At 42.5% G+C, this 13,550-nt stretch carries 11 protein-coding genes, 1 tRNA gene and 6 pseudogenes; 10 read left to right on the forward strand and 8 right to left on the reverse strand.

What is annotated here, in order from left to right; translation table 11 throughout:
- Window positions 1-344 precede the first annotated feature (344 nt).
- The 6 genes and pseudogenes from lptF to AAHH42_RS13020 all read left to right on the forward strand — a co-directional run bounded on the left by lptF (window position 345) and on the right by AAHH42_RS13020 (window position 5,414).
- Window positions 345-1,451 carry an LPS export ABC transporter permease LptF gene (lptF, locus tag AAHH42_RS12995; RefSeq protein WP_072550833.1) on the forward strand — a complete coding sequence of 369 codons (1,107 nt, stop codon included), beginning with the start codon at window positions 345-347 and terminating at the stop codon, window positions 1,449-1,451.
- On the forward strand, window positions 1,451-2,521 hold the full coding sequence (gene lptG, locus AAHH42_RS13000; protein WP_342221314.1) for an LPS export ABC transporter permease LptG: 1,071 nt from the start codon (window positions 1,451-1,453) through the stop codon (window positions 2,519-2,521). The genes lptF and lptG overlap by 1 nt, the downstream gene beginning before the upstream one ends.
- A gap of 101 nt (window positions 2,522-2,622) precedes the next feature.
- Window positions 2,623-2,708 (forward strand) — tRNA-Leu (locus AAHH42_RS13005).
- A 163-nt stretch (window positions 2,709-2,871) separates the two neighbouring features.
- Window positions 2,872-4,163, forward strand: a pseudogene (locus AAHH42_RS13010) (tyrosine-type recombinase/integrase).
- A gap of 118 nt (window positions 4,164-4,281) precedes the next feature.
- Entirely contained in the window at window positions 4,282-4,989 is a 708-nt protein-coding gene (locus AAHH42_RS13015; RefSeq protein ID WP_342221315.1) for a hypothetical protein, read from the forward strand.
- Window positions 4,990-5,216: 227 nt separating this feature from the next.
- A complete protein-coding gene (locus tag AAHH42_RS13020) occupies window positions 5,217-5,414 on the forward strand; it encodes a helix-turn-helix transcriptional regulator (protein ID WP_072550837.1) in 198 nt (65 codons plus the stop codon).
- A gap of 31 nt (window positions 5,415-5,445) precedes the next feature.
- On the opposite strand, the gene AAHH42_RS13025 is transcribed toward AAHH42_RS13020, so the two are convergent.
- On the reverse strand, window positions 5,446-5,580 hold the full coding sequence (locus AAHH42_RS13025) for a hypothetical protein (RefSeq protein ID WP_342221316.1): 135 nt from the start codon (window positions 5,578-5,580) through the stop codon (window positions 5,446-5,448).
- Window positions 5,581-5,767: 187 nt separating this feature from the next.
- Between AAHH42_RS13025 and AAHH42_RS13030 the strand changes: the two are divergent.
- Window positions 5,768-5,866, forward strand: a pseudogene (locus AAHH42_RS13030) (IS5/IS1182 family transposase); the annotation flags it as partial.
- Window positions 5,867-6,030: 164 nt separating this feature from the next.
- A pseudogene (locus tag AAHH42_RS13035) lies at window positions 6,031-6,766 on the forward strand (IS5 family transposase); the annotation flags it as partial.
- A gap of 3 nt (window positions 6,767-6,769) precedes the next feature.
- Here AAHH42_RS13035 and AAHH42_RS13040 read toward each other — a convergent pair.
- The 5 genes from AAHH42_RS13040 to vapB all read right to left on the reverse strand — a co-directional run bounded on the left by AAHH42_RS13040 (window position 6,770) and on the right by vapB (window position 11,136).
- Window positions 6,770-8,014 (reverse strand): IS256 family transposase, encoded by a 1,245-nt coding sequence (locus tag AAHH42_RS13040; protein ID WP_342221106.1) that lies wholly within the window; start codon window positions 8,012-8,014, stop codon window positions 6,770-6,772.
- Between the two features lie 61 nt (window positions 8,015-8,075).
- Entirely contained in the window at window positions 8,076-9,005 is a 930-nt protein-coding gene (locus AAHH42_RS13045; RefSeq protein WP_342221317.1) for an IS630 family transposase, read from the reverse strand.
- 98 nt (window positions 9,006-9,103) lie between these two features.
- Window positions 9,104-9,927, reverse strand: a protein-coding gene (locus AAHH42_RS13050) for an IS5 family transposase (RefSeq protein WP_342221318.1) whose coding sequence is annotated in 2 segments (ribosomal slippage) — window positions 9,104-9,540 and window positions 9,540-9,927 — 825 coding nt in all. Because the reading frame shifts where the segments join, the coding sequence is not laid out codon by codon here.
- 557 nt (window positions 9,928-10,484) lie between these two features.
- The gene (locus AAHH42_RS13055) at window positions 10,485-10,910 is read right to left on the reverse strand and encodes a type II toxin-antitoxin system VapC family toxin (RefSeq protein WP_119797191.1); all 426 of its coding nucleotides are present in this window, start codon (window positions 10,908-10,910) and stop codon (window positions 10,485-10,487) included.
- Window positions 10,903-11,136, reverse strand: a complete 234-nt coding sequence (gene vapB, locus AAHH42_RS13060; protein WP_119797192.1) for a type II toxin-antitoxin system VapB family antitoxin — start codon at window positions 11,134-11,136, stop codon at window positions 10,903-10,905. Before vapB ends, AAHH42_RS13055 begins: the two co-directional genes overlap by 8 nt.
- A 61-nt stretch (window positions 11,137-11,197) precedes the next feature.
- On the opposite strand from vapB, the pseudogene AAHH42_RS13065 reads away from it, so the two are divergent.
- A pseudogene (locus tag AAHH42_RS13065) lies at window positions 11,198-11,311 on the forward strand (site-specific integrase); the annotation flags it as partial.
- A 265-nt stretch (window positions 11,312-11,576) separates the two neighbouring features.
- Here AAHH42_RS13065 and AAHH42_RS13070 read toward each other — a convergent pair.
- Together AAHH42_RS13070 and AAHH42_RS13075 are read right to left on the reverse strand one after the other, a co-directional pair.
- Window positions 11,577-11,795 (reverse strand): annotated as a pseudogene (locus AAHH42_RS13070) (integrase); the annotation flags it as partial.
- Between the two features lie 8 nt (window positions 11,796-11,803).
- Window positions 11,804-12,466, reverse strand: a pseudogene (locus tag AAHH42_RS13075) (IS630 family transposase); the annotation flags it as partial.
- 59 nt (window positions 12,467-12,525) lie between these two features.
- On the opposite strand from AAHH42_RS13075, the gene AAHH42_RS13080 reads away from it, so the two are divergent.
- On the forward strand, window positions 12,526-13,548 hold the full coding sequence (locus AAHH42_RS13080; protein ID WP_342064682.1) for an IS630 family transposase: 1,023 nt from the start codon (window positions 12,526-12,528) through the stop codon (window positions 13,546-13,548).
- Window positions 13,549-13,550 lie beyond the last annotated feature (2 nt).

Below are 13,550 nucleotides of genomic sequence, written 5' to 3' on the forward strand. Positions count from 1 at the left end.
GGGGAATTAACGCCCAAAATACAGCGTTCCATGATGCTCCTTCCCATCGTGTTAACAACTTGTATCAGTCTCGATGGCATAAATTATTTTTTTGGGGCGACTCTTTACCTTACCCTGGCTACAAGTTACCTTAAGTGACGACAAATTACTTTAACGACTAGCAGTCTGTTTTTTGTAGCACAGCGAAGTGCTAGATGCTGTAATACCACGTACTATAATGCTCTCTGCTGTAATGCTACGTTTGTTGGCGGTCAAAACTGCCATATTATTAAGACAAATAGCAGATTAACGAAGAAATTATCGGCTTTCCTGCAAAAAGACAAGTTCTCACAGGTGTAATCAGCGTGATCATCATCAGATATTTGGTAAAAGAAACAGTTAAAAGCCAAATTGCAATTCTATTTATCCTGCTACTAATTTTCTTTAGCCAGAAATTGGTGGTGGTATTGGGGGCGGCAGTTAACGGTGACATCCCAACAAATCTAGTTTTTTCCCTTTTAGGATTAGGGCTGCCAGAAATGGCACAATTAATCCTACCATTAAGCTTATTTCTTAGCCTGCTAATGACATATGGTAAAATGTACACAGAGAGTGAAATCACTGCAATACATGCCTGTGGTTTGGGTAAAAAATCTCTCATTCTAGCAGCATTAAGCCTGGCACTGATAACTGCTGTGCTAGCGGCAGTCAATACGCTTTGGTTAGGCCCTTGGTCTATGAAATATCAAGAAAAAGTGCTCAGCAATGCACAAGCCAACCCAACCTTAGCTGCTTTACTTGAAGGACAGTTCCAATCATCAAAAGATGGTAATGCGGTGCTCTTTGTCGGCAATGTGAACGGTAAGAAATTCAATCAGGTATTTTTGGCACAATTACGACCAAACGGCAATCAGCGGCCGTCGATTGTGGTAGCTGAGAGTGGTCACATGTCGGAGCACACAGATGGTTCTCAAGTGGTGACTCTAGATAAAGGAACTCGCTATGAGGGAACTGCTCTACTACGCGATTTCCGAATCACGGATTTCGAAGACTATCAAGCGACCATTGGTCGCCAATCGATCACACCAAGTAGCAGCGCATCTGAGCAAATGTCGATAAGCAGTTTATGGCATTCTGATCATCCAGATGCACGTGCCGAGTTTCACTGGCGTCTAACATTAATTATTGCCGTGGTGATTATGGCACTGCTGGTGGTGCCACTGAGTGTGGTTAATCCGCGTCAAGGCAGGGTATTAAGCATGTTGCCGGCTATATTGTTATATTTAATTTTCTTTCTATTTCAGAGTTCACTGCGCTCTAATGCAGGCAAGGGCAGATTAGATCCATTACTTTGGTTATGGATGATTAATGGCGCCTATCTAGCATTAGCAATAATACTCAACATGTGGGATAGCTTGGCAATGCGTAAATTACGTGCTCATTTCCGTAGTAGTTTAAGAGGTGCTGCCTGATGTTTGGTGTATTAGATCGTTATATCGGTCGAACTATTTTGTATACCATTCTGATGACGCTATTTATGCTCATTTCTTTGTCTGGCATCATCAAATTTGTCGAGCAGTTACGTAAAGTGGGCCAAGGTGAGTACTCAGTGATGAGTGCGGGCATCTACACTTTACTCAGTGTACCGAAAGATATTGAAATATTTTTTCCTATGGCAGCACTGCTTGGTGCTTTATTAGGGCTAGGTACTTTGGCGTCACGCAGTGAGTTAGTGGTCATGCAGGCTTCAGGCTTTACCCGTATACAAATAGCAGCAGCGGTGATGAAGACTGCCCTTCCATTAGTACTGTTGACGATGGCAATAGGTGAATGGATTGCTCCACAAGGTGATCAAATTGCTCGTAGCTATCGCACACAAAGAATGTTCGGGGGCGCTTTACTTACTACCCAATCAAGCTTGTGGGCAAAGGATGGCACAGATTTCGTCTATATCAATCGGGTATCGAATGATAACACATTAAGTGGAGTGAATATTTACCACTTCGACCAGCAGAATCGTTTGTTGTCTGTGCGTTATGCTGCTAGGGCAACATTTCAAGACAACCTTTGGCAGCTTTTCCAGGTTAATGAATCTGATTTAAGGGACGTGAAACAAATTGGCGGATCGCAAACTTTAACCGGACAATGGAAAACAAATCTCACACCAGATAAATTAGGTATTGTGACGATGGATTTAGATTCCCTTTCTATCAGTGGATTATATAACTACATCAAATATTTGAAACAAAGCCAACAAGAATCAAACCGCTATCAATTAAACATGTGGAGCAAAATATTTTCTCCCATTTCGGTTGCAGTCATGATGTTGCTGGCACTTTCGTTTATTTTTGGCCCTTTACGGACTGTACCTATGGGAGTCAGAGTGGTGACAGGGATCTTTGTTGGTTTTATTTTTTATGTACTAAATCAAATTGTTGGGTCACTCAGCCTGATATATAAGATCTCACCGGTCATAAGTGCGTTGTCCCCAAGTATCCTTTTCCTATTGATTAGCTTGTATTTTTTGTTAAGACGTCATTGATGATTTTTTTTTCGACAGTTAGATAAAAGTAAACGGAATAACAGTTGCATACACAGCAATGGCGGGTATAATCGCCCTCGTTTTCCGAACACGACTTTGATGCCGAAGTGGCGAAATCGGTAGACGCAGTTGACTCAAAATCAACCGCCCTCTGGGCATGCCGGTTCGATTCCGGCCTTCGGCACCATTAACAAGTTTACAGCGGTCTACTCAAGTCTATTTTTCCCCGTAACTCCTTAATATATCGAGCAAAACCAGTCTACCAAGGTCAACCGTCGTCTATTGCATTCTACCCTCAAGTGGGGGCATAATTGGGGGCATCAGCCGATTCGATAAATAATGTGCCCCCAATGAAACTCAATGCCCAACAGATAGAGACAGCAAAACCCCAGGATAAACCCTATAAAATCACTGACGGTGGAGGATTGTATCTAGAGGTCACTCCTCGCGGCTCAAAATATTGGCGCATGAAATACCGCCGTCCTACCGATAAAAAAGAAGATAGATTAGCCTTTGGTGTCTATCCGCTGGTTTCACTTGCTGATGCGCGGGCTAAACGTGATGAAGCGAAAAAACTCATTGCCAACGGTGTCGATCCCAAAGCAGTAAAGAGGGAAACACAAGCAGAAGTAACAGGTGAATTCACTTTTGAAAAAATAGCACGAAGATGGCACGCCAGTAATAAACGATGGGGTGAATATAACAGGGCACTAGTACTGCGTAGTCTTGAACAATATATTCTTTTCCTCATCTCGGTAAAACGGATATCCGTCAGTTAAAGACTAGCCATCTATTAGCACCTATTCGGGTGGTGGATGAGTCAGGAAAACACGATGTAGCACAACGACTTCAGCAGCGAGTGACGGCTATTATGCGTTATGCTGTACAAAACGACATTATCGACAGCAATCCCGCTACAGATATGGCGGGAGCGTTATCGACAACTAAAGTTAAGCATTACCCCGCATTGCCACCTGGTCGATTTCCTGAATTATTAGCCCGCATAAGCGGTTATCGTGGCAGAAAAATGACACGTTTGGCAGTGGAATTGACTTTATTCACTTTTGTTCGTTCTAGTGAGCTACGTTTTGCATGCTGGTATGAGATTGACTTTGATCGCTCTGTCTGGGAAATCCCCGGTGAGCGGGAGCCAATCAAAGGGGTACGGTATTCTTACCGTGGTATGAAAATGAAAACGGCTCACCTTGTCCCGTTGAGTAGGCAAGCTATGGATGTTTTACAGCAACTCAAAGAACTGAGCGGAGATAATCAACGACTTTTCCCGGGCGACCATGATCCAAGTAGGGTAATGAGTGAGAACACGGTGAATAATGCACTGCGAGTGATGGGCTATAACACACAAACGGAAGTGTGTGGGCATGGATTCAGGACGATGGCTCGGGGTGCTATGGGGGAATCAGGTCTGTGGGCTGAAGATGCTATAGAGCGCCAAATGAGCCATACAGAGCGCAATGGGGTTCGTGCGGCGTACATCCACACATCTGAACACCTAGAAGAAAGACGTTTAATGGTGCAATGGTGGGCAGATTATTTGGATGCGAATAGAGACTGCACCATCACCCCCTATGAATTTGCACGGACTAAAAATGTGATGCAAAGTCGATTTAGCCAATCAGCTTAGGGCTGGGTCAGTAGACAATGCTAGACTAAAATAGGCATTAAAAAACAGGTTATGTTTAGGCTTCTCCCCGAAAAACAAACATAATTTTCAAGGACGACACAAGGATGGGGGGCAAGGTATGCCTACTTTAGATGATATTCCCGATTTGACACACTGGAAAACGGTACAGGAGTTTTCGATAGAGCAAGCCGCTTTATTATTAGCCGGGATCGATCCGCTCGATTTTTTGGGTGGCATTGAGGAAGCACGGAAATTACCTCATCCCCGCTGGAAAGATGCCTGGGGGTTCGCATCCGGTATGGTGAGCGCGATAAGGCGAGGGGTTTTATCTGTCGTTAAATGTGTCAGCGAAGAAACGATTTGGGAGAACGGAGTATGGGGAGGTGAGTGTGTTGTGGTATACGAAGAAATGAAGCCGACGGACAGAAGCAAAGAAGTCAGTAAAATAAAAACCATCATTACAAGGGATTCTCTCTTCTGTTGGACAGCGCAGGAAAAGGTACATTTTGTTAGCAAACCGAAGCCCATCATTCCTCATCAATCTGTAAAAGCAAAGACTATCAACCGCAATCATTTTAATGCTCCTCCCTCACGTGCTTTGCTTGAAACCACACACCGGTCAGAAGGTTTGGAGTTTGTCGACGATGCTATCAACCAATTTTGGTTAACCTATGATGAAAATGATCCCAATACTGCGCCATCAAAATCAGAAATAGTAACGTATCTGGAAAGAAAGGGAGCATCTAATAACATTGCTCAAGCCGTTGATTTAATACTGAGACCCTTTACGCTGAGAAATAAAGGGCGGCCTAAAAAAAGGCAGTAACTGAATATAACTCCATATATTAGATATAAATTAAGAGTTCCTGCCTTTTTTGGCAAGCTTTGCAAAAATGATGATAATCTACGCATCAATGCGTTATTACAACCTGGAAAACCTAGCCACCTTTTAAGGGAAAACGGTTATCCCCCATAGCAACCCTTTCCATCTATTTTCCTTTTCTTCGATCATTAACTATGTCTCCTGTGATCTCAACATAAACAGGAGGCTACATGCCGCAATTATTTATCCGTTTACCCGAAGTCCAGCGCCGTACTGGTTACAGTAAGGCATGGATTTACCGTCTTATCAGTCAACATCGTTTTCCTGTGCCGGTAAAGATTGGCACGCGCGCTATCGCTTTTATCGAAAGTGAAGTGGATGAATGGATTAATCAACGCATTATAGAATCACGTGAGGAGGTGGCGTGATGAGGAGATATGCTGTTGAAAGCACGATGAACTACACAAAGTTGATTTCCAGCTGTGCTTGCGTCAATTCCGTGTTATGCCGAGCAGCAAGGATCTCATCAAGTAAAACGAACTCTCCACATTCAAGGCGCTCGTGTTCTGCACAGACTGCCGGATCAGTGAGCATTTTTGCAATTAATTCATCATGTGTCATTTTGGCTGAAGAGCGTTTAGCTATCGGGAATCAACCTTTTGATTCATCTGGTTTAGTTTTCTCTTTCTGGCGGCGTTTGATCTCGCCTTTCATTAGACTTCTTCGGAAACTAGCATTCATGTAGGAATTTTGTTAAAAATCTCCTGAACAAGGAGCTCCTATGAAATATGAGGGACTCAAGGTACTGGAAGAGGAAAAATTTCGGCGCTTAACCGGAATTAAACACAGTACATTTGAAAAGATGATAAAGATATTAGACCTCTTCGGAAACTGTAGCAGGCGCCATGTAACGTGATCACTTTTGTTAATAAATATTAATTAATATCAATATGTTATTTCTAATTTTCATAATCAACTGATACGGCGCCTGCTATAGCATTCATGTAGGAATGTTGTTAAAAATCTCCTGAACAAGGAGCCCCCATGAAATATGAACAAATAAAGGTATTGGAAGAGGAAAAATTTCGGCGCTTAACCGGAGTTAAACGCAGTACATTTGAAAAGGTGATAAAGATATTGAATGAAGCAGATAAATGTAAGCAAGGGAAAGGAGGTCGGAAACCCAAGCTGGGTTTAGAAGATCGCTTATTAATGGCCCTTGAGTATCTACGGGAATATCGCACTTATTTTCATGTTAGCCGAAGCGATGGGGTGAGTGAGAGCACCTGCTATGAAACGATTAAATGGATAGAAAATACGCTAATAAAGCATCCTGATTTTGCACTCCTTGGACGCAAAGCTTTATTAAAAAGTGATAGGGAGTATGAGCTCGTTCTTATTGATGCCACAGAAACGCCGATTGAACGTCCCAAAAAAAACAAAAGCAGTTTTACTCAGGAAAAAAGAAACGACCCACCTTAAAAACCCAAGTGATCGTCGATAAAAAAGCAACGCAGTCATCTGTACAAGCTTTACTCATGGGAGGCGTCATGATTTTAGGTTGTTCAAAGAGTCTGGCGTGCGAATACATCCTGAAATCAAAACAGTGACAGATACAGGTTACCAAGGGCTTGGCAAGATCCATTCAAACTCGGCGTTGCCTAAGAAAAAGACAAAGAAAAATCCCTTAACAAAAGAAGATAAACGCAACAATCGTGAGTTATCAAGCCAGCGTGTATTAAACGAAAGAGCCTGTACAAGATTCTGTGTAACTGCCGATTCCTCATAAATACACTGATAACCGTTCAGGGTATTCGATCATAAAGTGATTGAGAGCCTGACGCCAGTTTGGTATCGGCATTGTCCACTTTTCTGATGCAGATTCTATTGCCAGATAAATCACTTTTAATGCAGACCCATCATGTGCAAATATTTTGCGTTTTTTTATGGCTTTACGTATCACACTATTGAGTGATTCTATCGCATTTGTTGTATAAATCACCTTGCGAATTTCGTCGGGATAAGTAAAAAATGTGGATAGGTTATCCCAATTTCTGCGCCAAATTTGTACCAGTGTTGGGTATTTTTCACCCCAGCGTCCTTCAAAACTATCAAGCTCTTGCAAAGCATTTTCTTCTGTAGCGGAACGGTAAATGAGTTTTAGGTCGGCACAGAGTGCTTGTCGATCTTTCCAACTGACGTATTTGACCGAATTACGGACTAAATGGACAATGCAAAGCTGGATTTTTGTCTCAGGATAGACCGTGTTGACAGCCTCAGGAAACCCGGTTAAACCATCCATACAAGCAATTAATATATCATTTAAGCCCCGATTCTTTAACTCGGTCAGAATCGATAACCAGGTCTTTGCTCCTTCCGTCTCCGCTATCCACAAGCCAAGGCATTCCTTATGTCCTTCCATATTGATGCCTAGCGCGATATAGACAGATTTATTGATAACCCGCTTATCCTGGTGAACTTTAACGACAATACAATCCAGATAAACAATCGGATACAGATTGTCCAGTGGGCGACTACGCCAGGTGGTTACTCGGTCAATTACCGCATCAGTGACTTTAGATATCAAGGTTGGCGATACCTCAGCATCATAGATTTTTTTAAAGGTTTCGGTAATTTCCCGTGTGGTCATGCCTTGAGCGTAAAACGCTAAAATGTGATCGTCAAAATGGGTCAGCCGAGTTTGCCCTTTTTCAACCATTATCGGGGAAAACTCGCCGTTACGGTCACGGGGCGTTTCTATCGCTAATTCACCGTACTGAGAGGTAATATTTTTTGCAGAATAGCCATTACGACTATTACCGCTGCCACGTCCTTCAGCCGCATTTTTGGCATAACCTAGGTGATGTTCCATTTCAGCACCTAATGCCGCTTCTACTGTCATCTTAACGAATTCATTGAGTATCTTGTTTAGATCAGATTCAGTTTTAATGTCTTTTACCAGCGCCTGAGCTACCTGACGTAGCTGAGATTGTTGCGGGGTATCCGGTAATTTATTCTTTCTTACCATTGTCTATATCCTATTCACAAATTGTTTAAATATAGGCAATTACACAATTTTCAGGACAGGCTCAACTCTGTTTAGATGGGTAATATCTATTGTTTCGTGTTTGCTCATTCATCACCTTCCACAATCGCTCTATCGGGTTTAGATTCGGGCTATACGGCGGAAGGTAATGAAGCTGGATATTCAACGTAAGCGCGGCGTCTTGCACAAGCTGTGAACGGTGATAGCCTGCACCCTCGAGGATCACATGTGCCGTTGTCGTGATGGGATAATGCGCGCGAATGGCAGACAGGAAGTGAACCACATTTTCGCTGTTAATCGTCTCATCATCACGGATTATGGGGTTAGCCACATTCTGGATGTTCAAGGCTCCCATGATATTCAACCGCGTTCTGCTCCCGGTGGTCTCTATCGTTTTATCCTGGCCTTTTCGTATCCAGCCGTAGCTTATTTTGGTGGCTTGTGTCGGATGAACGGCATCAATAAACAGTATGGGGTCATTACCCGCGGCGTCTTTCAATTCGCTGTAGGTCTTTATAAATTGCTGCTGTTTCTCAACGGCAAATTTATGCGGAACACCTTTCGGCTTTTTATAGCTAAAGCCATGCTGCTTCAACCCTTTATACAGACCTGATACGGTAAAGGTGATGTTCCAGCGTCCAGCGATATAGGCCACAATTTGGTGATTGTGGTGGTAGAGCGGCTGGGTGAGATGTTCAACCAGCGACGTGGTCTGTTCCGCATTGAGATAGCCATCGGAGCCGCCATTTTCAGGCTTGAGCTTGTTGAGTTTATGATAGTCTGTAAGGTGGCGCCGCACCGTGGTTTCATTAATGAGCTGTGAGTGAGCAATCATAGGGGGAGTCCAGCCGTCTGCGGACAACAAAACACACCGGATCCTGTCACAGACACGGCGGTCATGGCTTTGACGATGTTGGGCTTCGAGGGTAATTTTCTGGTCAGCAGTCAGCTCTATTTTCATGGCTATGAGCATGATCCTTATCGACTTCAAAATCAAGCATCTTCATTGATCACGGGTATATCTTGATTATTAGCTTTGAAAGGATAATAGACCTCTTCGGAAACTCTGATTTATCTAATTTCCATGTTATAAATTGCTGCAATCAGATTAAATCGTAATCCAAACCGTTTTCGCCTGTTTCGATAACGATCTGATACGATTTTAAATCGTTTAATCATACCAATGACATTTTCGTTTAATACACGCTGGCTTGATAACTCACGATTGTTGCGTTTATCTTCTTTTGTTAAGGGATTTTTCTTTGTCTTTTTCTTAGGCAACGCCGAGTTTGAATGGATCTTGCCAAGCCCTTGGTAACCTGTATCTGTCACTGTTTTGATTTCAGGATGTATTCGCACGCCAGACTCTTTGAACAACCTAAAATCATGACGCCTCCCATGAGTAAAGCTTGTACAGATGACTGCTTTGCTTTTTTTATCGACGATCACTTGGGTTTTTAAGGTGGGTCGTTTCTTTTTTCCTGAGTAAAACTGCTTTTGTTTTTTTGGGGACGTTCAATCGGCGTTTCTGTGGCATCAATAAGAACGAGCTCATACTCCCTATCACTTTTTAATAAAGCTTTGCGTCCAGGGAGTGCAAAATCAGGATGCTTTATTAGCGTATTTTCTATCCATTTAATCGTTTCATAGCAGGTGCTCTCACTCACCCCATCGCTTCGGCTAACATGAAAATAAGTGCGATATTCCCGTAGATACTCAAGGGCCATTAATAAGCGCTCTTCTAAACACAGCTTAGGTTTCCGACCTCCTTTTCCTTGCTTACACTTATCTGCTTCATTCAATATCTTTATCATCTTTTCAAATGTACTGCGTTTAATTCCGGTTAAGCGCCGAAATTTTTCCTCTTCCAGTACCTTGAGTCCCTCATATTTCATAGGGGCTCCTTGTTCAGGAGATTTTTAACAACATTCCTACATGAATGCTATAGCAGGCGCCGTATCAGTTGATTATGAAAATTAGAAATAACATATTGATATTAATTAATATTTATTAACAAAAGTGATCACGTTACATGGCGCCTGCTATAGTTTCCGAAGAGGTCTATTCTCATTTTGCTCCCGATCACCTTGACGCCGCGTTGACTTTAAACCCTTATGATCAAATTGAAAACGACTGATATTTGATGGCGACAAATTTCGATTTATCCGCAAATACACCAGCATATTCTCACGGGTAATAATTTGGTATTACTTAACTATCTTATATTGCTCATGTCTTATTAAAAAAAACCGAGAGTAACACGAATGAAGCCTTGATAAAATTTGTGATCAATATCACAAATTTAGCACAGATACATCATTATGATTTACGTAATAAAGCTCACGCAAAGGCGTGGCAGTCCGTTATGAAAGTTGTTAATTACTTGGCTTTACCGACCATAATATTGAATGGACTACCAGATCTTGGCTTTAGCTTTAGCACATATTGTGGGTTAACTGGTAGACACCCAATCTTCTATTGTTAATTCTTTAACTCGTTCAAATTCTTTTACATTATTTGTCACCAATATGGCACCAACAGAAAGAGCATGACCTGCAATGGCTGCATCATTGCCACCTATTGGAGTCCCTAATTTTGCCAGTTCAAGTTTAACTGAAGTGGTTGCATCAATTGCCGCAACATCCCAAGGAAGAATCGAATCAAAACGCTTAACAAACTCATCAACCAGATAAATATGTTTGGGGGACGCCTTCTTACCAATAGCACCGAACCGCATTTCAGCATAGGTTATTGCAGATACTACTATTTTATCTTTCCGTTCGACACACCGTTGTAACTTGATTATCACTTCAGTGGGACGTTTTCGCATAATGAATGAACAAATATTGGTATCAAGCATATAAACTCTTTTAATCATAACAAAAACGCCCCTCATCGATAATATTTTCTCTTTCTGACAGAAAATCATCATCTACTACTTTTTCTTGTTCTATAAGAGAAATCCATGTCGGGCGTATGGGACGCAATATTAAGCTGTCGCCATCTTTGATGATTTCCAATTCAGTGATATTGTCAAAATCCATATCTTTTGGTAATCTAATAGCCCTATTTTTACCATTGTTAAAAATAGATACTGTTCTCATTTTCATGCTCCTTCTTTGAATCACATAAATACCTTAACATATGCCAAACATATGTCAATCACAAATTCTAGGACATAGCACCGTTGTGATGACGATGCGTTATTCTCATTTTGCTCCCGATCACCTTGACGCGGTGTTGACGTTAAACCCTTATAATCAGCTTGAAAATGACTGATATTTGATGGCGACAGATCTGACTGATAAGTAAATACACTGACCTATCCTCAAAACTAACTATTTGATATTAATTAAGTGTTTGTTTTTATTGTTCACGTTTTATTTTTTAAAATCCCTCGGCCTTAAGGCCGTGCGGGTTCAAGTCCCGCCCCGGCACCAGAGAGTTTTAAGTTTTAAATCAAATAGTTGTCCTTAAACGAATTGATGATGAGAAGTACATTTTTTAATCAGCTGCACGGTTTTCAGAATATCGCTTCAGAATATTATTGACCTCCTACCACCGGAACTACGTTAATTTTCCTGTCGTAGCGAGCGGTTTGTGCCACATTCTTATGACCTGAAATAGTCTGTTTTTCATACGATGAGCCTTCGAGATCGGAAATTCCCTTCGCTTTTAAATCGTGAAAAGTGAAGTCAAATGCCAGTTCAGGGTATTTCATTTTTGCCTCTTGCTTGGCCTTTAGCCACCGGCTGTTAAATCCAAGTGAAATCAAGATGCAGGATTTAGCGCCTGGAAATTATCGTTTAAGCGAGATACCAGAGAACTTGCCATTTGTGGTAGCTTCACTTCAAAGAAGTTTAAGATATCGTTCTTAAAACTCTGTTTAGATGGGTAATATCTATTGTTTCGTGTTTGCTCATTCATCACCTTCCACAATCGCTCTATCGGGTTTAGATTCGGGCTATACGGCGGAAGGTAATGAAGCTGGATATTCAACGTAAGCGCGGCGTCTTGCACAAGCTGTGAACGGTGATAGCCTGCACCCTCGAGGATCACATGTGCCGTTGTCGTGATGGGATAATGCGCGCGAATGGCAGACAGGAAGTGAACCACATTTTCGCTGTTAATCGTCTCATCATCACGGATTATGGGGTTAGCCACATTCTGGATGTTCAAGGCTCCCATGATATTCAACCGCGTTCTGCTCCCGGTGGTCTCTATCGTTTTATCCTGGCCTTTTCGTATCCAGCCGTAGCTTATTTTGGTGGCTTGTGTCGGATGAACGGCATCAATAAACAGTATGGGGTCATTACCCGCGGCGTCTTTCAATTCGCTGTAGGTCTTTATAAATTGCTGCTGTTTCTCAACGTCAAATTTATGCGGAACACCTTTCGGCTTTTTATAGCTAAAGCCATGCTGCTTCAACCATTTATACCCGTGATCAATGAAGATGCTTGATTTTGAAGTCGATAAGGATCATGCTCATAGCCATGAAAATAGAGCTGACTGCTGACCAGAAAATTACCCTCGAAGCCCAACATCGTCAAAGCCATGACCGCCGTGTCTGTGACAGGATCCGGTGTGTTTTGTTGTCCGCAGACGGCTGGACTCCCCCTATGATTGCTCACTCACAGCTCATTAATGAAACCACGGTGCGGCGCCACCTTACAGACTATCATAAACTTAACAAGCTCAAGCCTGAAAATGGCGGCTCCGATGGCTATCTCAATGCGGAACAGACCACGTCGCTGGTTGAACATCTCACCCAGCCGCTCTACCACCACAATCACCAAATTGTGGCCTATATCGCTGGACGCTGGAACATCACCTTTACCGTATCAGGTCTGTATAAAGGGTTGAAGCAGCATGGCTTTAGCTATAAAAAGCCGAAAGGTGTTCCGCATAAATTTGACGTTGAGAAACAGCAGCAATTTATAAAGACCTACAGCGAATTGAAAGACGCCGCGGGTAATGACCCCATACTGTTTATTGATGCCGTTCATCCGACACAAGCCACCAAAATAAGCTACGGCTGGATACGAAAAGGCCAGGATAAAACGATAGAGACCACCGGGAGCAGAACGCGGTTGAATATCATGGGAGCCTTGAACATCCAGAATGTGGCTAACCCCATAATCCGTGATGATGAGACGATTAACAGCGAAAATGTGGTTCACTTCCTGTCTGCCATTCGCGCGCATTATCCCATCACGACAACGGCACATGTGATCCTCGAGGGTGCAGGCTATCACCGTTCACAGCTTGTGCAAGACGCCGCGCTTACGTTGAATATCCAGCTTCATTACCTTCCGCCGTATAGCCCGAATCTAAACCCGATAGAGCGATTGTGGAAGGTGATGAATGAGCAAACACGAAACAATAGATATTACCCATCTAAACAGAGTTTTAAGAACGATATCTTAAACTTCTTTGAAGTGAAGCTACCACAAATGGCAAGTTCTCTGGTATCTCGCTTAAACGATAATTTCCAGGCGCTAAATCCTGCATCTTGATT

The sequence above is a fragment of the Candidatus Fukatsuia endosymbiont of Tuberolachnus salignus genome (genome assembly GCF_964030845.1).
In the GTDB taxonomy this organism is placed as follows: Bacteria; Pseudomonadota; Gammaproteobacteria; order Enterobacterales; family Enterobacteriaceae; genus Fukatsuia; species Fukatsuia symbiotica.